This window comes from Rhizobium sp. 1399, from assembly GCF_031455475.1.
GTDB lineage: Bacteria > Pseudomonadota > Alphaproteobacteria > Rhizobiales > Rhizobiaceae > Rhizobium.
Map to the genome: position 1 here is coordinate 273,582 of NZ_JAVDSU010000001.1, position 20,225 is coordinate 293,806.

General features: G+C 61.0%; 24 protein-coding genes. 11 read left to right on the forward strand and 13 right to left on the reverse strand.

The features are described 5' to 3' along the window. Positions 1-19: 19 nt before the first annotated feature. Complete coding sequence (locus J2X71_RS01530) at positions 20-718, reverse strand: DsbA family protein (protein ID WP_025669517.1); 699 nt, start codon at positions 716-718, stop codon at positions 20-22. A 251-nt stretch (positions 719-969) separates the two neighbouring features. Next, positions 970-1,458: a DUF721 domain-containing protein gene (locus J2X71_RS01535; RefSeq protein ID WP_007818063.1), complete on the reverse strand. Its 489-nt coding sequence runs from the start codon at positions 1,456-1,458 to the stop codon at positions 970-972. Positions 1,459-1,555: 97 nt separating this feature from the next. Here J2X71_RS01535 and mutY point away from each other — a divergent pair, with 97 nt between their 5' ends. From mutY to J2X71_RS01550, 3 genes are read left to right on the forward strand one after another with little or no spacing between them, the layout of a single operon-like run. Next, on the forward strand, positions 1,556-2,647 hold the full coding sequence (mutY, locus tag J2X71_RS01540) for an A/G-specific adenine glycosylase (RefSeq protein WP_310378339.1): 1,092 nt from the start codon (positions 1,556-1,558) through the stop codon (positions 2,645-2,647). 2 nt (positions 2,648-2,649) lie between these two features. Next, complete coding sequence (locus tag J2X71_RS01545) at positions 2,650-3,264, forward strand: HAD family phosphatase (protein ID WP_310378341.1); 615 nt, start codon at positions 2,650-2,652, stop codon at positions 3,262-3,264. A 3-nt stretch (positions 3,265-3,267) separates the two neighbouring features. Then, positions 3,268-3,633 carry a nuclear transport factor 2 family protein gene (locus J2X71_RS01550; RefSeq protein ID WP_007818057.1) on the forward strand — a complete coding sequence of 122 codons (366 nt, stop codon included), beginning with the start codon at positions 3,268-3,270 and terminating at the stop codon, positions 3,631-3,633. A gap of 124 nt (positions 3,634-3,757) precedes the next feature. On the opposite strand, the gene J2X71_RS01555 is transcribed toward J2X71_RS01550, so the two are convergent. The 3 genes from J2X71_RS01555 to J2X71_RS01565 form a co-directional block, all read right to left on the reverse strand. Further along, positions 3,758-4,888, reverse strand: coding sequence for a site-specific DNA-methyltransferase (locus tag J2X71_RS01555; RefSeq protein WP_310378344.1), 1,131 nt, complete (start codon positions 4,886-4,888; stop codon positions 3,758-3,760). Positions 4,889-5,037: 149 nt separating this feature from the next. After that, entirely contained in the window at positions 5,038-5,397 is a 360-nt protein-coding gene (locus J2X71_RS01560; RefSeq protein WP_113323104.1) for an antibiotic biosynthesis monooxygenase, read from the reverse strand. Further along, entirely contained in the window at positions 5,394-5,723 is a 330-nt protein-coding gene (locus tag J2X71_RS01565) for an NIPSNAP family protein (RefSeq protein ID WP_310378347.1), read from the reverse strand. Before J2X71_RS01565 ends, J2X71_RS01560 begins: the two co-directional genes overlap by 4 nt. 72 nt (positions 5,724-5,795) lie before the next feature. On the opposite strand from J2X71_RS01565, the gene J2X71_RS01570 reads away from it, so the two are divergent. Beyond that, the gene (locus J2X71_RS01570) at positions 5,796-6,482 is read left to right on the forward strand and encodes a helix-turn-helix transcriptional regulator (protein WP_310378349.1); all 687 of its coding nucleotides are present in this window, start codon (positions 5,796-5,798) and stop codon (positions 6,480-6,482) included. Here J2X71_RS01570 and J2X71_RS01575 read toward each other — a convergent pair. From J2X71_RS01575 to J2X71_RS01585, 3 genes are all read right to left on the reverse strand, one after another. Beyond that, the gene (locus tag J2X71_RS01575; RefSeq protein WP_310378351.1) at positions 6,479-6,904 is read right to left on the reverse strand and encodes a DUF1284 domain-containing protein; all 426 of its coding nucleotides are present in this window, start codon (positions 6,902-6,904) and stop codon (positions 6,479-6,481) included. The genes J2X71_RS01570 and J2X71_RS01575 overlap by 4 nt on opposite strands. After that, positions 6,901-7,491, reverse strand: a complete 591-nt coding sequence (locus tag J2X71_RS01580) for a biotin transporter BioY (RefSeq protein WP_310378353.1) — start codon at positions 7,489-7,491, stop codon at positions 6,901-6,903. Before J2X71_RS01580 ends, J2X71_RS01575 begins: the two co-directional genes overlap by 4 nt. A gap of 190 nt (positions 7,492-7,681) precedes the next feature. Then, positions 7,682-8,350, reverse strand: coding sequence for a GntR family transcriptional regulator (locus J2X71_RS01585; RefSeq protein WP_310378355.1), 669 nt, complete (start codon positions 8,348-8,350; stop codon positions 7,682-7,684). A 159-nt stretch (positions 8,351-8,509) separates the two neighbouring features. On the opposite strand from J2X71_RS01585, the gene J2X71_RS01590 reads away from it, so the two are divergent. Beyond that, entirely contained in the window at positions 8,510-9,199 is a 690-nt protein-coding gene (locus J2X71_RS01590; protein ID WP_113323098.1) for an HAD-IA family hydrolase, read from the forward strand. Positions 9,200-9,327: 128 nt separating this feature from the next. On the opposite strand, the gene J2X71_RS01595 is transcribed toward J2X71_RS01590, so the two are convergent. Next, entirely contained in the window at positions 9,328-10,014 is a 687-nt protein-coding gene (locus tag J2X71_RS01595; protein ID WP_310380025.1) for a hypothetical protein, read from the reverse strand. 264 nt (positions 10,015-10,278) lie between these two features. Here J2X71_RS01595 and thrC point away from each other — a divergent pair, with 264 nt between their 5' ends. From thrC to J2X71_RS01625, 6 genes are all read left to right on the forward strand, one after another. Further along, a complete protein-coding gene (gene thrC, locus J2X71_RS01600; protein ID WP_310378357.1) occupies positions 10,279-11,679 on the forward strand; it encodes a threonine synthase in 1,401 nt (466 codons plus the stop codon). A gap of 27 nt (positions 11,680-11,706) precedes the next feature. Then, positions 11,707-13,005, forward strand: a complete 1,299-nt coding sequence (locus J2X71_RS01605; protein WP_310378360.1) for a pitrilysin family protein — start codon at positions 11,707-11,709, stop codon at positions 13,003-13,005. A 30-nt stretch (positions 13,006-13,035) separates the two neighbouring features. Then, complete coding sequence (locus tag J2X71_RS01610) at positions 13,036-13,650, forward strand: GNAT family protein (RefSeq protein ID WP_310378361.1); 615 nt, start codon at positions 13,036-13,038, stop codon at positions 13,648-13,650. Continuing rightward, the gene (locus J2X71_RS01615) at positions 13,647-16,559 is read left to right on the forward strand and encodes a sensor domain-containing phosphodiesterase (protein WP_113323093.1); all 2,913 of its coding nucleotides are present in this window, start codon (positions 13,647-13,649) and stop codon (positions 16,557-16,559) included. The genes J2X71_RS01610 and J2X71_RS01615 overlap by 4 nt, the downstream gene beginning before the upstream one ends. Before the next feature lie 134 nt (positions 16,560-16,693). Beyond that, the gene (locus tag J2X71_RS01620; protein WP_310378363.1) at positions 16,694-17,119 is read left to right on the forward strand and encodes a hypothetical protein; all 426 of its coding nucleotides are present in this window, start codon (positions 16,694-16,696) and stop codon (positions 17,117-17,119) included. Between the two features lie 104 nt (positions 17,120-17,223). Further along, positions 17,224-17,532: a Dabb family protein gene (locus J2X71_RS01625; protein ID WP_113323091.1), complete on the forward strand. Its 309-nt coding sequence runs from the start codon at positions 17,224-17,226 to the stop codon at positions 17,530-17,532. A gap of 12 nt (positions 17,533-17,544) precedes the next feature. Here the strand turns inward: J2X71_RS01625 and J2X71_RS01630 are convergent, their stop codons facing one another. Genes J2X71_RS01630 through J2X71_RS01645 form a run of 4 tightly spaced genes read right to left on the reverse strand, consistent with a single transcriptional unit; the run spans position 17,545 to position 20,194 of the window. Next, on the reverse strand, positions 17,545-18,444 hold the full coding sequence (locus J2X71_RS01630) for a metal ABC transporter substrate-binding protein (RefSeq protein ID WP_310378366.1): 900 nt from the start codon (positions 18,442-18,444) through the stop codon (positions 17,545-17,547). 15 nt (positions 18,445-18,459) lie between these two features. After that, positions 18,460-19,332: a metal ABC transporter permease gene (locus J2X71_RS01635; RefSeq protein ID WP_113323089.1), complete on the reverse strand. Its 873-nt coding sequence runs from the start codon at positions 19,330-19,332 to the stop codon at positions 18,460-18,462. Then, positions 19,329-20,069: an ABC transporter ATP-binding protein gene (locus tag J2X71_RS01640; RefSeq protein WP_310378369.1), complete on the reverse strand. Its 741-nt coding sequence runs from the start codon at positions 20,067-20,069 to the stop codon at positions 19,329-19,331. The genes J2X71_RS01635 and J2X71_RS01640 overlap by 4 nt, the downstream gene beginning before the upstream one ends. Then, entirely contained in the window at positions 20,066-20,194 is a 129-nt protein-coding gene (locus J2X71_RS01645; RefSeq protein ID WP_310378370.1) for a hypothetical protein, read from the reverse strand. Before J2X71_RS01645 ends, J2X71_RS01640 begins: the two co-directional genes overlap by 4 nt. Positions 20,195-20,225 lie beyond the last annotated feature (31 nt).

Genomic DNA, 20,225 nt, shown 5'->3' on the forward strand with positions numbered 1-20,225 from the left:
CTTTGCAAAACGGTACGGATCAGAGGAGGCTGTCGATAAGGGCCGACATGGTGTCAACCGGCATGTCTCCAGAGTAGCGCTTGCCATTGATGAGGAACGTCGGCGTGGCATTGACGCCGAAGTCCTTGGAACCGCGTTCCCGCGTGGCATTCACTTCATCCAGCAGTTTCTGGTTCGTCAAGCACTTCGTGAAGCTATCCTCAGTAAATCCGGCAAGCTTCGACATTTGCAGCAGCGCGGCGCGGCCGTCATCGGCGGCAGCCCAGACTTGCTGCTGCTTGAAGAGCATAGCGACCATCGGGAAATATTGCTCGGGCGTTGCGAGCTCTTCAGGCTTCTGCGGGTTGCAGCGGGCGAGCATGAAGGCGGCGGCAGCGCGCGGATCGAAGGGGAATTCGCGCAGGACGAATTCGACTTTGCCGGTGTCGACGTATTTCTGCTTGATCGTATCGAAGGTGGTGTTGTGGAAGTGGGCGCAGTGCGGGCAGGTCATCGACATGTATTCGACGATCTTGACCGGGGCATCTGTCTTGCCGAGCGCCATTTCCGGCAGCGCGCCAGGGGTCATGACCTTGGCCATGTCGACATCGCCATCCGGCTTCGGGATTTCGACGGCTGCCTGCGCCTGCGCCGTGCCGTATACCGCGATAGATGCGGTTGCGGCAGCGACACCGCCCAGAAGCTGGCGTTTCGTCAGTTGCATTTCAGAGATGCGCATGGGTTCCCCATAAACAAGTGTGGCAGCTAGTTGTGCGATATAACGGCCAGAAGCCGCGAACAAGGCACGCTTCGCCAACTTTCTTCAAAGAATTGTGACCTGCGCGAGACGAAACCGCAGATCAATGAACAAATCAATCATTCCCGGAATGCAGAAGCAGTGTTTCGCCCTGCATGAAAGAGACGGATTATCTGTATCTCGCCGTTCACAAGCGGTAGGCGATCAGGATGCTACCATCAGGACGGCGAAGGTTATTTCGGCTTTTTACCCAATACTGCCGTACCCAGGCGAGCGATCGCCTGGCGCAATTTGTCGTCCTCTATGCCCTGCATCATGCCTTCCAGCTTGCGAGCGGCTTCGCCCTTCAGCGGCGGGGGCGTGCGAGAGCGTTTGACCGGCTGGTAGACCGGTTTCTGGACGATGCGGAGCTGGTGGACGGCGGCGAAGCCGAAGAAGCTGTTGATGCGCTGGATGAGTTCGCCTTGCGCGTGGGTCAGAAAAAGCGCGCGCGCACCTTCGCAGGCAACGGTCAGCACGCCGGGGCGGAAACTGCCGTCATCGCCGCCGCGGGCCCAGGCGATCTTTTCCGGCCGGGTGCAATCGGCAAAGTCCTCGCCGGCGATTTCGTCCCAGGAGCCGAGAAGCGCGCTATTGATGCCGGCACGGCGAGCCAGAACGGGATCGATGATGCCGTTCGTCAGCTCGGAAATCTGCTTCCCATCTTTGCGTGGATAACTCATCGAAACCTTGGTAAGCGATAGCCATTCGAGGCCATCGGCTTGATCACGCCGCATTGCTTCGTCAAGTATAGAGCACTTCCCCCGATCGCGGCAAATAATGACGATACGCACACTGGACGCGCCGACCGCCCTCCCTCTCCTCGAATGGTACGACCGTCATCATCGCGACCTGCCCTGGCGGGTTTCGCCGCCGATGGCCAGGCGCGGCGTCAAGGCCGATCCCTATCACGTGTGGCTGTCCGAGGTGATGCTGCAGCAGACGACGGTGCAGGCGGTAAAACCCTACTTCGCCAATTTCCTGGCGAAATGGCCGTCGGTGACGGATCTCGCCGATGCGCCTGTTGAAGCGGTGATGGCCGCCTGGGCGGGGCTCGGTTATTATGCTCGGGCGCGTAATCTGAAGAAATGTGCCGAAGCCGTTGCTACCGAACATGGCGGCATCTTTCCCGACACCGAAGAGGGCCTGAAAGCCCTGCCCGGGATAGGCGACTATACGGCGGCTGCGGTTGCGGCAATTGCCTTCAACCGGCAGGCGGCCGTGATGGACGGCAATGTGGAGCGGGTGATCTCACGGCTCTATGCCATCGCCACGCCGCTTCCAGCCGGCAAGCCGCTGATGCGCCAGAAGGTAGCGCTGCTGACGCCGGCCGAGCGGCCCGGCGATTTCGCCCAGGCGATGATGGATCTCGGCGCCACCATCTGCACGCCGAAGCGACCGGCCTGTTCGCTCTGTCCCTTCAATGTATCGTGCAAGGCGCTCAGGCTGCATGATCCCGAGCAGTTTCCAGTCAAGGCCGCCAAGAAGGAAAAGCCGGTCCGGCGCGGCGCCGCTTTCGTGGCGGTCACCTCCGATGGCGATATCCTGCTTCGGCGGCGGATCGAAAGCGGCCTGCTCGGCGGCATGACGGAAATTCCGACGACAGCATGGACCGCGCGGCAGGACGGCGAGACGTCAGCCGAAGCGGCACCCTTCAAGGCTGACTGGGAGAGCGCCGGCAGCGTCACCCACGTCTTCACCCATTTCGAGCTCAGGCTTTCGATCTTCCGCGTCGCGATTGCCAATCGCCTTCAAATCGATGACGGCTGGTGGGAGCCGGTTATAAATCTTGAAGCTCAGGCGCTGCCGACTATCATGAAAAAGGCGATCGCAGCGGCTATTCCTCTCGCGTTCAAAACAGCCAAGGGATGATTATGGCAAACGACATCAAGCATATCGTTTTCGATATTGGCAAAGTTCTTATTCATTACGATCCGCAAATTCCTTTCAGCCGCCTCATTCCCGATGAGGCCGAGCGCAACTGGTTTTTCGCCAATGTCTGCACGCACGACTGGAACATCGAACAGGACCGCGGCCGCACCTGGGCCGATGCCGAGGCGTTGCTGATCGAGCAGCATCCGACCCGCGAAGAGCATATCCGCGCCTTCCGCAAGAATTGGCAGGAGATGATACCACATGCCTATGAGGACAGCGTCGCGATCATGGAAGGCTTCATCAACGAGGGCCGGGATGTGACGATGCTGACGAACTTCGCCTCCGACACGTTCCGCGAGGCACAGGAACGCTTCGCCTTCCTCAAGAAGCCGCGCGGCGTGACCGTTTCCGGCGATGTCGGCCTTATCAAGCCGGATATCGCGATCTACGAAACGCATACCAAGAGCTTCGGCCTCGATCCGGCCGCGACGATCTTCATCGACGACGCGCCTGTCAATATCGAGGGTGCGAAGGCTGCCGGCTGGAATGCCGTGCTCTTTACCGGCGCCGACAAGCTGCGCGCCGATCTCGCCACCTATGGACTGAAGGCCTGAGCCATGAGCTTCGACCCTGCAGCAGCCATCGACCGTTTCCACACCGCGATCAACGATCTCGATTTTCCTGAAATCGAGAACTGGTTTGCCGAGGATGCGACTTATGTCTCCAACGGCGTCGGCAGCCTTGCCGGCCGCGCCGAGATCATGGCCGCATTCCGCCGCTACTTCGACGACTACCCGGACCAGACGGCGGAGAATTCTGTGGTCGAGACGCTGACGCCGCTCTCCGGCCGTGCCGTGTGGTCTGTTCGCGCAACCCATAGCAAGACCGGCAAGCCGCTGATCCGCGAAGGCGAGGAAACGATCACTTTCAACGAGGACGGCAAGGTTACGCGCGTCGATGTAACCGACTACCAGGAATTCTGACGCAGATCTTAGCTTTAATAGTAAGAAGCCCGGGGCCTTTCGGTCCCGGGCTTTCTTTATGCGTCTTCCGTAACTGGAGGTACAAACCGGAAGAGGCCTGGTCCTGTCCTTGCAAGGATGTTGCTCAACCCACCTTTGCAAGGTCACTGCGGATGACGGACCGCAATTCGTCGATCGGGCGCAGGGATTGCCCGTCGTCGAAGTGCCAGAAGGTCCATCCGTTGCATGCATCAAGGCCCTGCACTTTTGCGCCAAGGCGATGAATGGAGCCGGCCTCGCCGCCCGAGGCGACCGTGCCGTCGGCGCGCACTACGGCGCTGTAGCGCCGCTTGGCATCCGTCAGCACCTGGCCAGGCCTGATAAGGCCGCTTTCGACCAGCACATTGAAGGCCACGCGCACTTCGGCCTTCTTGCCGGTCATCACAGTCAGTTCCGCCTTGCCGAGCGGCTCGACTGCGGCGATGCGGGCAGAGGCCGCATCGATATAATCCTGCTCGCGTTCGATGCCGACGAAGTGGCGGCCAAGACGCTTGGCGACGGCGCCGGTCGTTCCCGAACCGAAGAAGGGATCAAGGATGATATCGCCAGGCTTGGACGAGGCCATGATGACGCGGGCGAGCAGCGCTTCCGGCTTCTGCGTCGGATGGGCTTTCTTGCCGTCCTCGCCCTTCAGGCGTTCGTTGCCGCTGCAAATCGGGAAGAGCCAGTCGGAGCGCATCTGCACGTCGTCATTGGCGGCCTTCATGGCATCATAGTTGAAGGTATAGCCCTTGGCCTTGGCGTTCGGGCTGGCCCAGATCATTGTCTCATGGGCGTTCTGGAAACGGCGGCCCTTGAAATTCGGCATCGGATTGGTCTTGCGCCAGACGATATCGTTCAGGATCCAGAAGTTTAGATCCTGCAGCGTGGCGCCGACGCGGAAGATGTTATGATAGGAGCCGATGACCCAGATCGTGCCCGATGGTTTCAGCACGCGGCGGCAGGCAAGCAGCCAGGCACGGGTGAAGGCGTCATAGGCCTCGAAGGAGGCGAACTGGTCCCACTCGTCATCGACGGCATCGACCAGCGACTGGTCCGGCCGGTGCAGCGTGCCGCCGAGCTGGAGATTGTAGGGCGGATCCGCGAAGATGACGTCAACGGACTGGCTCGGAAGAGCCTCAAGGGCTGCAACGCAATCACCCTTGATGATCGTGTCGACCCAAGAACCCGGCTTTACGGAAGTCTTGAGGTCGGCAAGCGGAAATACAGACGCCATGTGGATACTCACTCATACGCTTTACGCTTAACTGTCCGTTATGGTTACGCAAGTTGGTTACCAAAGCCTGAAGCACCGACCCGTTTCGGGAAAATATTCCGGTTTACCTACAAGAAAAAGGCGGACACCTCGTTGCGCCCGCCCCGATTTCACTCCGCCGCCGAGGGCATGTGGACCTGCCTGCTGTCCTCAGGCGCCTCGGCGCGCTCGACCATTCCATAGTCCCTGACGACGTGGCCGATGCGCAGCCGGTAATCGGCAAAAATGCCGTTGCGGCCGGCCTTCTGGGCCGCCCGATGGACTTCGAGATTGCGCCACTCGCGCACCGCCTCCTCATCCCGGAAGAAGGAAAGCGAGAGGATCTTGCCGCGCATCGTCAGGCTCTCGAAACGCTCGATTGAAATGAAACCATCAATCTTTTCGAGCTCGGATCTGAGCTCACCGGCAAGGTCCAGATATCGATGGCGCTCGCCGACATAGGGGATAACTTCGAAGATGACGGCGATCATGGCAGCACCAGCTTCGCATGAGGCGCCGAAACATTCTTCAAGAAGATGCGGTCCTCCTTCAGGATGAAGCGTTCGCGACGCGCGAATTCGTAGTTTTCCCGGCCGAGCGGATCGGCAGCAAGCCGCGCGCGATAGGCCTCGTAGGCTGCGAGGCCTTCGATGTTGTAGACACCGTAGGCGACCGTTGCCGAGCCCTCATGCGGGCCGTAATAGCCGATAAGGTCGGCGCCGTTTCTCGGGATCGCCTGTCCCCAGTTGCGGGCATATTCGGCGAAGGCATCCTTGCGGAAGGGGTCGATCTCGTAGCGGATGAAGCAGGTGATCATCGGTTTTCTCCTTTCGTGTGAGAGGAGTTTTCGCACATTGCCGTACGAGAATGCTTCGGTTACGATCGAAGTATGAAAGAAGGACCCGACATTGCGCAGATCGGCGCACTCATCGGCGATCCGGCGCGCGCCAACATGCTGGCGGCGCTGACCGGCGGTCGTGCGCTGACGGCAACCGAACTTGCGGCAGCCGGCGGCATCACGCTGCAGACGGCCAGCACTCATCTCTCAAAGCTCGAAACCGGCGGGTTGCTGGCTCAGCGCAAGCAGGGACGGCACCGCTATTTCACGCTCGCCGACGAGGCCGTGGCCCGGCTGATCGAAAGCATGATGGGCCTTGCAGCGAGCCGAGGACATCTGCGCCACCAGCCCGGCCCTAAGGATCCGGCGCTGCGCAAGGCGCGCATCTGCTATGACCATCTCGCCGGCGATTTTGGCGTGCGCATGCTGGACAGTCTGGTGGCATCGGGATCGATCGATGCCATCGGCGACGGGCTCGCAGTGACGGCCAAGGGCGAGAGCGATCTGCAATGCATCGGCATCGATGTCGGCAGCCTCAAATCCTCGCGCCGGCCGCTCTGCCGCTCCTGTCTCGACTGGAGTGAACGTCGCGCCCATCTCGCCGGAAGCCTTGGCAAGGCGCTGCTTGCAAATTTCATGGAAAAGGGTTGGGCGCGGCGAATACCGGAAAGCCGCTCGGTGATCTTTTCACCCGAAGGCGAGCGGCAATTCCTGAAACTCTTTCCGCTGGAAGCCTAGCAAGGTGCCACCAGCGTATTCCTGAAATGACTATGGGCAACCGTGCTACAGAGTTCACTCCATTCGCAATCCGTGCAGGCATTGCGGATGAGGTCGGCAGCGAAGGCCTGGCGTAGTCTTTTTAGCAGGGCTTTGTCAGGAATGAGACGGGCGCCCTGCTCTACCCGCACGCCCAGGAGCCTGCCAACTGCTTCGGCGGCAGCTTCGTCCCTGGCCTTCGGACTCGGCAGAAGGCAATGCGCTGAAGCCTCGGACAGCAGGGGAGCGCAGATATCGTCGGGGCCGGAGACGATTTCGATCTCCTCTCCGGCCGAGAGACGCTCAGCGATGCGGCGGTAGTTGGCGGTGAAGGCCGGCGTATAGCCTTCACCGACGAATGTCAGCATGCAGAGCAGATGGTGGGCGCGAAGCCTGACGGTCAATGCAGCTCTGCCCGGCCGCCATAGATGCGGATGCCCTTGAGCACGGCCGCAGCGAGTGCGGACTTCAGCACGCCGCCGAGGATGAAGGGCGCGACGCCGAGCAGCCAGCCTTTTTCCGCTCCAATCAGCGAGGCGAGATAGACGCCGCCGAGGGCGAGGCAGAAGATGTTTGCGGCAAGGTGAGCGGTGAAGCTTCTGATAATATTATCACCGGTCCAGCCCCGCTCGGCGAGCCAGCCGACTATCAGCGCCATCAGCGGAAAGGCGACGAGATAACCAGCCGTCGGCCCGACGAAGGGCGCAAGACCGCCTGAGCCGTTTGCGAGTACCGGTGCGCCGAGCATAGCTTCGCCGAGCCAGGCAAGAACGGTGAGCGTGCCGAGGCGCCAGCCATAGAGCGCGCCGATCATGGTGACGGCGAATGTCTGCATGGTGATCGGCACCGGCACCATCGGCACCGCTATCTGCGAGGCAAGCGCCAGCACCAGCGTGCCGGCGAGAACGAAGAGATATTTGACCGCAATCGACCGTGCGGAAAGGCGCAGCGGATCGAAAGCGATATGACGGGACTGGTCAGAGAGGGACATGAAATTCTCCTTTTCAAAATTATAGATAATTTTTGATTCCCATCTATTTGATGGCGGAGATTCTTGCGTAACGCAAGAGCAGGCGCGCGGATTCAAATGAAGCCGGGCCACAAACGAACGCAGATACACGCCAGAACGCCCGAAAATCAGGACATTTCACGCATTCTGAAATTATCTATAATTTTGGAATTTAGCCGACAATGGCAAAGGCTTCCCGCTCGCCGCCCTTCTGGGCGGGCTGCGGAGCGCGTCCGATCCACTGCACATGCTTCTGCAGGATGGCGGCAGCCTCTTCCGCCTTGCCCTGGCGAAGTGCGGCAAGAATGGCGCGATGGTCGTGATCCGTGCGCTTCTCCCAGCCCGAACGCCAGGCCGAAAACAGGAAGCGGGCGCTTGCAGCGTGCAGGTCGTCGATCGAAGCCAGCAGGCGCGGCATGGCGCAAGGGGTGAGGATCAAGCGATGGAAGCTGCGGTTCGCCTCCTCCCAGGCATGCACATCCGCAGCGGCATCGCCCTCGCGCGTCGCCTCTTCCGCAGCATCGAGGATGGCGGGCGTCAGATGGCGGATGGCATGTTTCAGGGCGAGCACTTCGAGGGCTGCGCGCATTTCCGCCACTTCGCGCACTTCGGCGAGATCGAAGGAGGCGACGCGCACACCACGGCGCGGCTCGCTGATCGCCAGCCCCTGCGCTTCGAGCCGGCGAAAGGCCTCGCGCACGGGTACATGGCTGGTCTCGAATTCCTCGGCGATATGGTCCTGCCGGAGACGGGCGCCGGGCGCGAGTTCGCCATGCACGATGCGCTCTGCAAGCACGCGGGCAATACGCGCGGCGATGGTGTCTTCGGGTTCCCTAATCATTGTCGTTCAGTAGCGAGCCCTGCAGGGCTTGTCGAGGTCGTATGACAGCCGTTACTGCAAAGCCGCCCGCATGGCGCAATCCAGCCATGCCCCGTCATCGGTTGAGCTTTCGGCGGCCATCGTGTAAAGCCCCATCATCCCAAAACAAGGCATGAGTATATGGACGGCTTCGACCTCATCATCTTCGACTGCGACGGCGTTCTGGTCGATTCCGAAATCATCGCAGCGGATGTTGAATCCAAGCTGCTGACGGAAGCAGGCTATCCGATCAGCGTCGAGGAAATGAACGAGCGCTTCGCCGGCCTCACCTGGCGCGATATCCTCTTCCAGATCGAACGGGAAGCCAGCATTCCGATCTCGGCATCGCTGCTCGATCAGTCGCAGAAGCTTCTGGACATCCGACTCGAACAGGAAGTGCAGGCCATTCCCGGCGTCGAATTCGCCGTCAGCCGCCTGTCGATGAAGCGTTGCATCTGCTCGAACTCGTCGAGCCAGCGGCTTGACATGATGCTGGGCAAGGTCGGACTGAAGAAGCTCTTCGCCCCCAATATCTTCTCCGCCAAGGATCTCGGTCCCGACCGTGCCAAGCCGAAGCCCGATATCTTCCTTCACGGCGCAAGCCAGATGGGCGTTTCGCCCTCCAGGACCGTTGTCGTCGAAGATTCCACACATGGTGTTCATGCTGCACGCGCTGCCGGCATGCGGGTGATCGGCTTCACCGGCGGTTCGCACACCTATGCCTCGCATGCTGATAAACTGACGGATGCGGGCGCGGAGACGGTAATTTCCCGCATGAATGATCTGCCAGGCGTTGTCGCCGCATTGGCAGAGTGGGAAGGCGTGCTCTAAGGGCAGCAGCTTCGCTGACCTGATGCCTCCAAGAGACGGCAGCCCTTATTCACGCAACAGGTTTTTGTTTGCAGAGGCGCCCGCCTTCGCGAAGCCCTTAGGCTGAGCGACTGTCAGCAGCAGGCGCCTCAGCTGCTTTTCTTCTTGGAATTTTTGACGTTCTTGGCTGGCTGATTGTCGAAGCCGACATTGACGCGCACGAGTGCGCCGGAGCCGACCGGCATCTTGATGCCCTCGTGGCGGAAGATGACCTGCGTGGCTGGCGCGCCGGCCGGGATCTGCGTCGGGAAATTGACGACTTCGGACGACAGGACGTCCTGTCCATCCAGCACCGAGATGCGGATCGGCAGCGTGACCGGGCCTGGCGTGCCGCCTGGGCCGGCAACAAGACGAAGCTGCGCCACGACGGTCATGGAGAGCGCCGTGTCGTTGAGCATGCACTGGCGGCTATAGTCGCCGAAAGACGCCTGGAAGACGACCTGCTGCGGATCACCGGTCTTCGCACCTTTCGCATAGGTGCGGTAGATCGCGTCCTGGTCACGCATGAAGATCTGCGGGCATGCACCCTGCACAACGGGCGCGACCGTTCCTTGCGCGGTAACGCCGGTGCCGATCGGAGCCTGGTTCGACGAAGGACTGGTCGGCGCGACCGGCATGATCTGGGCATTGCCGTTCGGCTGAAGCGGAGCGGGACCGCTGCTCGCACTTGCGGCTTCAGGCTTGCTATCGCCGCCGAGGCCGAGCGAATTGCAGCCAGCAAGAGCGGCAAGAAGGGATGCGGAAACGATGAGACGAGAGACCTTGCCGAGCACGATATTCCACCCCTTGCAAACGCTTTTCTTCTAGGTGCTTGCGACTTTCGCGCAAGGCCTTTCATGACAGTTGGCGATGGTCTATATCAGCGGCGCAAAGAAAAATCGATTGGGTAAGCACCGTTTTGATGCACTTTTCGGCGCCGAATGCGGGCAAGTTCAATAGGATACCTGCGGCACTGCCCCGACAGGCCGTTAAGCCCCCTCTTTTCGGCCGAACGGCAGCGTCCCGTTTGCGCGCCGAATTTCTCCAGCCATAGATCAAGGATGACGAACGTGGACTATATCTCGACCCGCGGCGAGGCCCCTTCCCTCGGCTTTTGCGACGCCCTTCTGGCGGGGCTGGCGCGCGATGGCGGGCTCTACGTTCCCCGCAAATGGCCGAGCTTTTCCAAGAAGGAAATCCGGGCGCTGCGCGGCAAGACCTATCAGGAGATCGCCTTCACCATCCTTTCGCCCTTCACCAATGGCGAAATCCCCGATGAAACCTTCCGGGCGATGATCGACGAAGCCTACGGCACTTTCCGCCATCCGGCGATCGCGCCGCTGGTACAGACCGGCCCGAACAGTTTCGTGATGGAACTCTTCCACGGCACGACGCTCGCCTTCAAGGATGTGGCGATGCAGCTTCTTGCCCGCCTGATGGATTACGCGCTGGAAAAGCGCGGCGAGCGGGCGACCATCGTCGGCGCCACCTCGGGCGATACGGGTGGCGCTGCGATCGACGCCTTTGCCGGCCGTGAGCGCACCGACATCTTCATCCTCTTCCCACATGGCAAGGTTTCGCCGGTACAGCAGCGGCAGATGACGACGTCGACATCAGGTAATGTGCATGCGCTTGCCGTCGAAGGCAATTTCGACGATTGCCAGAACCTCGTCAAAGCCATGTTCAATGACGCGGCCTTCCGCGACAAGGTGAAGCTCTCGGGCGTCAACTCGATCAACTGGGCGCGCATCATGGCCCAGATCGTCTATTATTTCACGACAGCGATCGCACTGGGCGGACCGGACCGGAAGATCTCGTTCACGGTACCGACTGGGAATTTCGGCGATATCTTCGCCGGCTATTGTGCCAAGCGCATGGGCCTGCCGATCGACAAGCTCGTCATCGCCACCAATGAGAACGATATCCTGGCGCGGACGCTGAAGACAGGCCGTTATGACATGAAAGCGGTGAAGGCCACGAGTTCGCCTTCCATGGATATCCAGATATCCTCCAACTTCGAGCGGCTGCTGTTCGAGGCCTATGACCACGATGCCTCCAAGGTGCGCGCCGCCATGGAAAGCCTGAAGCAATCCAACGGCTTCGAGATCTCGCCCGAAGCGCTGAAATTCATCAAAAGGGATTTCCGTGCCGGCCGCGCAAGCGAGCGCCAGGTGGCGGAAACGATCCGCAAGACCTATGCGGAAACCGGCTATCTGCTCGATCCGCATTCGGCGATCGGCGTCTTCGTGGCCGCCAAGCGAGAAAAGCCGAATACGCCGATGGTGACGCTTGCCACCGCCCATCCGGCGAAATTCCCGGCTGCCGTAAAATCCGCCTCCGGTATTGACCCGGCGCTTCCGACGTGGCTTGCTGATGTGATGCACAGGGAGGAGCGCTTCCAGATCATCGAGCCCGAGCTCAAAGCGGTTGAAACCTTTATCGGCAAGCATGCCCGCAGCTAGATGACGGCAGGCGCAGAAAGATAGCACATGACAGTTGAGTGCACCCGGCTCAAATCCGGGCTGACAGTAGTCACACAGACCATGCCGCACCTTGAAAGCGCTGCGCTCGGAGTCTGGATCAAATCAGGTTCGCGCAACGAGACGGAAGACGAACACGGCATTGCCCACCTGCTCGAACACATGGCCTTCAAGGGAACGGCACGACGTACCGCCCGTGAGATCGCCGAGGAAATCGAGGATGTCGGCGGCGAAGTGAACGCCGCGACGTCCACCGAGACGACCTCTTACTATGCCCGCGTTCTGAAGGATCACGTGCCGCTCGCCGTCGATATCCTCGCCGATATTCTGACGGAATCTGCCTTCGAGGAAGAAGAGCTGGAGCGCGAGAAGCAGGTCATCCTGCAAGAGATCAACGCGGCCAACGACACGCCCGACGACGTCGTCTTCGACCGCTTCTCCGAGGTCGCCTATCGTGGCCAGACGCTCGGCCGGCCGATCCTCGGCACGCCGGAGACCGTCGTTTCCTTCACGCCGCAGCAGATCCGCACCTATCTCGGCCGCAACTACACGACCGACCGGATGTTCGTGGTCGCAACCGGCGCCGTCGAGCATGACGAATTCGTGCGCATGGTCGAGGACCGCTTCGCCAGCCTGCCGACCACGCCCAACGCGCCGCCAGTCATGGAGGCTGCGCGCTATATCGGCGGCAATGTGCGCGAGCCGCGCGACCTCATGGACGCGCAGATACTGCTTGGCTTCGAGGGCAAGGCCTATCATGCCCGCGATTTCTACTGCTCACAGATCCTCGCCAATATCCTCGGCGGCGGCATGTCCTCCCGCCTCTTCCAGGAAGTACGCGAGTTTCGCGGCCTCTGTTACTCCGTCTACGCTTTCCACTGGGGCTTTTCCGACACCGGCATCTTCGGCATCCATGCAGCAACCGGTGGCGAGAATCTGCCGGAGCTGGTGCCGGTCATCATCGACGAGTTGCACAAGTCGGCGGACAATATCGACCAGAAGGAAATCGAGCGCGCACGGGCGCAGATCCGCGCCCAGCTTCTCATGGGACAGGAAAGCCCCGCTGCCCGCGCCGGCCAGATCGCCCGGCAGATGATGCTCTATGGCCGTCCGATCTCCAATCCAGAGATGATGGAGCGGTTGGAGGGCATCACCATCGAGCGTCTCACCGATCTTGCCGGTCGCCTCTTCTACGATACCGTCCCGACGCTTTCGGCGATTGGTCCGCTCGAGCAGCTTGCCCCGATGGAAGACATCACCGCCTCGCTTTCGGTTCCGGCACCGAAGACGAAGCAGGCAAGCCGCTGACCGACACATACGTTGCGCCGGGGGTTATCGATGCCAAAATCGGTTTTTCGGTTCCTTTCGCGACAGCCCGAAGCGGTCGAACTCGAAAACGATAAATATGTCCTGCGCCTGCCGCGCTACCAGGATTTCAACCAGTGGCACCGGCTCCGTGCCGACAGCCGCCGTTTTCTGGAACCCTGGGAGCCGACATGGCGGCGCGACGAGCTGACCGAAGGCTCGTTTCGCGCCCGCGTCATCCGCGGCAAGCAGGAATATGCCTCGGGACAGGCGATCCCGCTCTTCATTTTTCTAAGGAGGGATATGACGCTCGTCGGCGGCATCACCATCGGCTATATCCGCCGGGGAGCCGCCCAAAGCTGCATGATCGGCTACTGGATGGGCGAGCGTTATGCCGGCCAGGGACATATGTTCGCCGCACTTCAATTGGTTATTCCCTATATCTTCACAGGGCTTGAGTTGCACCGTATCGAAGCAGCCTGTATTCCAGACAACGCACGGAGCATTCGCCTGCTTGAGAAAGCCGGGTTCCAGCGGGAAGGCTACCTGCGCGGATATTTGAAGATCAACGGTCAGTGGCATGATCACGTGATGTTTTCACGCCTAGCCACCGACGCGGATACAGGCAGGAAACCCAACAGCCGATGAACAAAGACCGCATGCTGCTGACGTCACCGTCCGGACGAGTGATCGCGGTGATCGCAGCCCTTCTCCTGTCGGTATTCGCCCTTGCGGCGGGAACCGTGCAGGCGGCCGAACCGGTGAAGATTTCCCGCGACGATACTGCGCTGGACCTGACTGCCACGACTGAAATCTACGCCAACCAGGGCGAGGCCTTCCAGGTTTCCACCGCGGCCGGCGCCGATGGTATCCGCCGACGTATCGAAGTGCGCGCAAGCTCGGAAAACCATCAGGGCGACTGGGCGGTCTTTGCGCTCGCCAATGTTTCGGAAGAACAGCTCGAGCGCGTTATCGTCGCGCCGCACTTCCGTCTCGTCAATTCCAAGCTGTTCTGGCCCGATCTCGGCTCGCAGCGCATTATTGCTATCACGCCGAGCGAAGGTTTTGCGCTCGACCGCCAGCCGAGCGACGAGGCCGATGTCTTTCGCATCACGCTGAACCCTGGCGCCGTCATCACCTTCGTTGCCGAGCTTGCCACACCCGACCTGCCGCAGATCTATCTGTGGGAGCCGGATGCCTACAAGGACACGATCAACGCCTTCACGCTCTATCGCGGCATCGTGCTCGGCATTGCCGGCCTGCTCGCGGTCTTCCTGACGATCCTCTTTGTCGTCAAGGGAACCTCGATGCTGCCGGCAACGGCGGCACTCGCCTGGGCGGTGCTCGGCTATATCTGCGTCGACTTTGGCTTTCTCGGAAAGCTGATCAGCGTCGCCTCGGCGGATCAACGAATATGGCGCGCCTGTGCGGAGGTGGCGCTTGCCTCCAGTTTCGTGATCTTCCTGTTCACCTATCTCAATCTCAACCGATGGCATGTGCATCTCGGCTATGCGACGCTTGCCTGGGTTCTCGGTCTTGCCCTTCTGTTCGGCGTTGCGATCTACGATCCGTCGATTGCGGCGGGCATTGCACGGCTGTCCTTCGCACTGACGGCGGCAACCGGTCTGCTGCTGATCATCTATCTCGGCTTCAATCGCTATGACCGCGCCATCCTGCTCGTGCCGGCATGGGCGCTGACGCTCGTCTGGCTGTTCGGCGCATGGATGACGATCACCGGCCGGCTCGATAATGACATCATCCAGCCGGCACTTGGCGGTGGCCTGGTCCTCATCGTACTGCTGATCGGCTTCACCGTCATGCAGCACGCCTTTGCGGGCGGCGCTTTCCAGCAGGGGCTATTCTCCGATCTCGAGCGCCAGTCGCTGGCGCTGACGGGCTCGGGCGATATGGTCTGGGACTGGGATGTGGCGCGCGATCGCGTCGTCACCATTCCCGATGTTTCCGTCAAACTCGGACTTTCACCGGGCACGATGCATGGCGCGGCGCGCAACTGGCTGCCGCGGCTGCATCCTGACGATCGCGACCGTTTCCGGGCGACGCTGGACGTGCTGCTGGAACATCGCCGCGGGCGGCTGAACCATGAGTTCCGCATCCGCGCCGAAGACGGTCACTTCCACTGGCTCTTGATCCGCGCCCGGCCGGTACTCGGCTCGAATGGCGAGATCATCCGCTGCGTGGGCACGATCGTCGACGTGACAGAGCAGAAGAATTCGGTCGAACGGCTGCTGCACGATGCGCTTCACGACAACCTGACGGGCCTGCCGAACCGGCAGGTGTTCATCGACCGCCTGCAGTCGGTGCTGACGCTGGCACCGGGCGGCGAGACGCTGCGCCCGACCGTCATGGTGATTGATATCGACCGCTACAAGCTGGTCAATGATTCCCTCGGTGTCGCCGCCGGTGACAATATCCTGATCGCGCTTACCCGCCGCCTGCGCCGCCTTCTGAAGCCGCAGGATACACTGGCGCGCCTTTCCGGCGACCAGTTCGGCCTCATTCTCGTTTCCGAGCATGATCCGGCCAAGGTTGCCGATTTCGCCGATGCGATGAGCAAGGCGATCATGGTGCCGATCAACTTCTCCAATCGCGAGATCATCCTGACGGCCTCCATCGGTCTCACCTCCTGGGTGGACCAGCAGGAGAGCGCGTCGGGTCTGCTCAGCGACGCCGAGCTTGCCATGTACCGGGCCAAACGCGCCGGCGGCAATCGTGTGGAACCGTTCCAGCCGGCTTTCCGCGATTTCGGCACCGATCGCCTGCAGCTTGAATCGGATCTGCGCCGCGCCATCGAGCGCAAGGAGCTTTCGATGGTCTACCAGCCGATTGCGCGGCTGGAGGACGTCGAGATCGCCGGCTTCGAGGCGCTGATGCGCTGGGAACATCCCAAGCGCGGCAATATCCCGCCGTCCGAATTCATCCCGATCGCCGAATCTTCCGACATTATCGGCGCGCTCGGCATCTTCGCGCTGGAGCAGGCGACCAACGACCTGATGGGGTGGCAGAACCAGACCGGCGAGCTGCCGATCTTCGTCTCCATCAATCTGTCGAGCGTGCAGCTTCTCAACAACGATCTTTACGACGACGTCCGTTCGGTACTGGCGAAGACCCATTGCGATCCTTCGCGGCTGAAGCTGGAACTGACGGAATCCATGGTGATGGAGAACCCGGAACAGGCTCGCCTCGTGCTGCAAAAGCTGAAAGAGGCCGGCCTCGGTCTGGCGCTCGACGACTTCGGCACCGGCTATTCCTCGCTCGCCTACCTGACCCGCTTCCCCTTCGACACGATCAAGCTCGACAAGGCGCTGGTGCGCGACAACAGCGACAAGAAGGCGACGATCTTGAAATCGGTGATTGCCATGGCGCGCGAGCTGGACATGAAGGTGGTGGCCGAAGGCATCGAGTCCAACGAGGATGCGATCGAACTTGCCAAGATGGGCTGCAGCTACGGCCAGAGCTATCTCTTCGGCCCGCCGATGCCGTCGGAATCGGTGCTGCGGCTGCTGAGGGAACGGTTTCCGCTGACGAAGCGGGCCTGATCCCAGAGCCTGTTTCATCGGATTTGCCGGGGAATTGGCACCTCTTGGATCGATACGGCTTTCCTTGCCTGCGGCGGCCATTGACCATTGGCCGCCGATATGCGCCTCTGCCTCAGCGCAACAAGGAAAATCCGATGCTCAAGCTTCTGCTCGCCCTCTCGATGGGCGCCTTTTGCGTCTCTCCGGTATACGCCGCCGAAATTCACCCACCCTCGCTGAGCTGCCTGGCGGCAGCAGCGCCGGCGCGCTGCGAAAAATTGAGGAAGGATTTCACGGCCGCCTATGCGCTTGCCCACAAGGGCGATCATGGCGCGCAGGTGACCGTAGCCTTCTGCCTCTCCACTGGTTGCCGAGGCGCCGTGATCATCGACAAGGTCGCCGCTTGCAGCTGGCATATCGTCATCGCCAATTCCGGGGCAGCAACCGTCATAGACGGCTCCAATCTCAAGGATACCTGCCGGCCGATGACGGAAGAGCAGAAGGCGGCTGCACGTGCCTTGTCCCATGATCTCGTCCGCAAGATCTATAACCGTCCGGTGGCGGTGGCGGACCAGATGTAGGCTGGGTTGGCCTTCGACAGGCCTGGCGGCTGCGGGCGCGAAATATCGTTGCCCTTGTCGTTTTCGTCGCTATTCTGCCCGAAAACATAATCGGGAGGTACCTTATGATCCTGCACTGCGTATTCATGCGTCTGAAGAGCGCTATGACACCTGACGATAAGCAGGCGCTGTTCGACGCCATCGTGGCGCTGAAGCAGGTGATCCCGGGAATTCTCGACATTAAATACGGGCCGAATGTTTCGCCCGAGGGGCTGCATGGCGGTTTCGTCGACGGCTTTGCCGTGACCTTCGAAAGCCCCGAGGCTCGTGACACCTATCTCGTGCATCCCGAGCATGTGACCGTCGGCGAGCGCATCGTCTCGTCGACGGATGGAGGCCTGGCGGGCCTCCTGGTCTTCGATTTCGTTCTCTAAGATCCCATCAGCTCAGCTCGATTTCGCCATGGCGGTGGAGAGCTGGTCGACATTGTAGCGGAACATCTTCTCGTAGGTCGGGGCCGGGCCTTTCGAGTCCGAGAGAGATTCAACATAGAGCTCACCGCCCGGCTCGGCGCCTGTCGCAGTGGCAACCTGCTTGACGAGGCGCGGATCGTTGGAGTTCTCGAAGAAATAGGTTTTCACGTGTTCCTGCTTGATCTGCTCGATCAGCTCGGCAACGTCGGCGGCCGACGCTTCGCTTTCGGTGGAGAGGCCGAGGGGTGCGAGGAAGCTGACACTATATTCCCGGCCGAAATAACCGAAGGCATCGTGGCTGGTCAGCACCTTGCGGCGATCACCTGCGATCTTGTCGAACTTGGAATGTGCATAGGCGTCCAGCTCGTCGAGCGTCTTCGTATATTTCTCGGCATTGGCCTTGAAGGCACCGGCATCAGCCGGATCAGCTGCGGAAAGCGCCTTCTCGATATTGGCGACCCAGACCTTCACATTGACAGGGCTGTTCCACACATGCGGATCGGTGACGGTTTTACCATCCTCTTCCATCGTGCGGGTGTTGATGCCTTCGGACACTGTGACCGGATTTCCCTTGTAGCCGGAGGCGGTGATGAGGCGGTCCATCCAGCCTTCCAGCCCCTCACCGCTGACGAAGGTAACTTTTGCAGCATTCAGCGCCTTGGCATCGGCCGGCGACGGCTCGAATTCATGGGGGTCTCCGTTCGGACCGACGAGGCTCGTGACCTTGACGTGATCGCCGCCGACCTGTCGGACGACATCAGCAAGCACAGTGAAGGACGCAACGACCTTCAGCGTTTCGGCCGAAGCCGGCACGGCCGAAAGCGTCATCAGCACGGGCAAGGCGGCAGAGAGAAGCAGTCTGCTAGGTAACATCGATGTCTCCTGTAATCAGCCCTTCAGATGCGGGCGGGGGAAGAAGCGCCGGGCAAGGCCCGACGGCGCGAAGAAGATGGAGAGGCCGTAGAGCAGCGCCGCCGTCATGATGATCGTCGGGCCAGAGGCAAGTTCGAGATGATAGGAGGCGATAAGGCCGAGATAGCCGGATGCCGCAGCACTTGCCGCCGCTGTCATCATCATGGCCGGCAGATTGCGGGACCAGAGCTGGGCGATCGCCGCCGGCAGCATCATCAGGCCGACGGCCATCAGCGTGCCAAGCGCCTGGAAGCTCGCGACAAGGTTCAGCACTACAAGCAACAGAAAGAGGAAATGATAGACCGGCCCGCGCCCGCCGACGGCGCGCAGGAAGCCCGGATCAAAACATTCCGCGACCAGCGGGCGGTAGACGATCGCGAGCGCCAGCAATGTAACCGACGTGATGGCGCCGATCTGCGTCAGCGCCGGCGCGTCGATGGCAAGGATCGTGCCGAAAAGCACATGCAGCAGATCTATGTTCGAACCGCGCAAAGAGACGATGAGGACACCCAGGGCCAGTGACGCCAGATAGAAGCTTGCGAAACTCGCATCCTCCTGCAGCACGGTCATACGGCTGACGACACCTGACAACAGCGCAACGGAAAGACCTGCTACGAGACCACCAATACCCATTGCCGTCAGAGACAGCGAGCCGGCGACGAGATAGCCGACCGCAGCACCAGGCAGCACGGCGTGGCTCATTGCGTCTCCCATGAGGCTCATGCGGCGAAGCATCAGGAAAACACCGATGGGGCCGGAGCCGAGACCCAGGCATAGGCAGGCGACGAGCGCGCGGCGCATGAAGCCATAATCGGCGAAGGGGGCGAAGAAGATATCGTAGGCCGTCATGCCGCCGGCTCGCAGGCTTCGGCATCCTCATCCCAGCGTTCGGCCATGGCGCGGGCCTGCAGAAGATTGGCAGATGACATGACCTCCTGCGTCGGCCCCCAGCCGATCAGCCGGCGGGCGAGCAGCAGGGTTTCCGGGAAATGTGCCCTCACCTGCTCGAAATCATGAAGCACCGCAATCACCGTCCGCCCGTCGCCATGCCAACGGACGACTATGTCGAGCAGATCCCTCGTCGTGCGGGCATCGATGGCGGTGAAGGGTTCGTCAAGCAGGATGATACGCGCATCCTGCAGCAGCAGGCGGGCGAAAAGCACGCGCTGGAACTGGCCGGCCGAAAGCGAGCCGATATGGCGCTTTTCAAACCCTTCCAGACCGACGGTGGCGAGTGCGTCGCGGGCACATGCGGCTTCTCGCTTTGCGATGCGGCCAAAGGCACCGGCCGAACGCCAGCTTCCGAGCAGCACTGTATCCAGCACCGAGATCGGGAAACGCCTGTTGATCTCTGCCGCCTGCGGAAGATAGCCGAAATCGGTGCGCTGCAGCCGGTGCTCCACCCCCCCCTCGGCAGGACGCAGCTCCCCCATGATCGCCTTCAGCAATGTGGATTTCCCCGCTCCATTCGGCCCGGCGATTGCCGTCAGGCTGCCGGGCTGGAACGTGCCGGAGAGATGATGGACTGCAGGATGACGATCATAGGAGACCGTCAGATTGTCGAGGCGGATAACTGGCGCGCTCATGGCAGAAGGATCGCCCAATGGATCGCGAGCCAGAGAAGCCCGACGATGGCGACCGCACCGCAGGCGCGCAGAAGTGCCGATTGCCCGAGGAGACTGACGGCGAAACGTTCCTGATCGGGCGGCATTCTCAATCCTCATATGTAATAACATTACGTG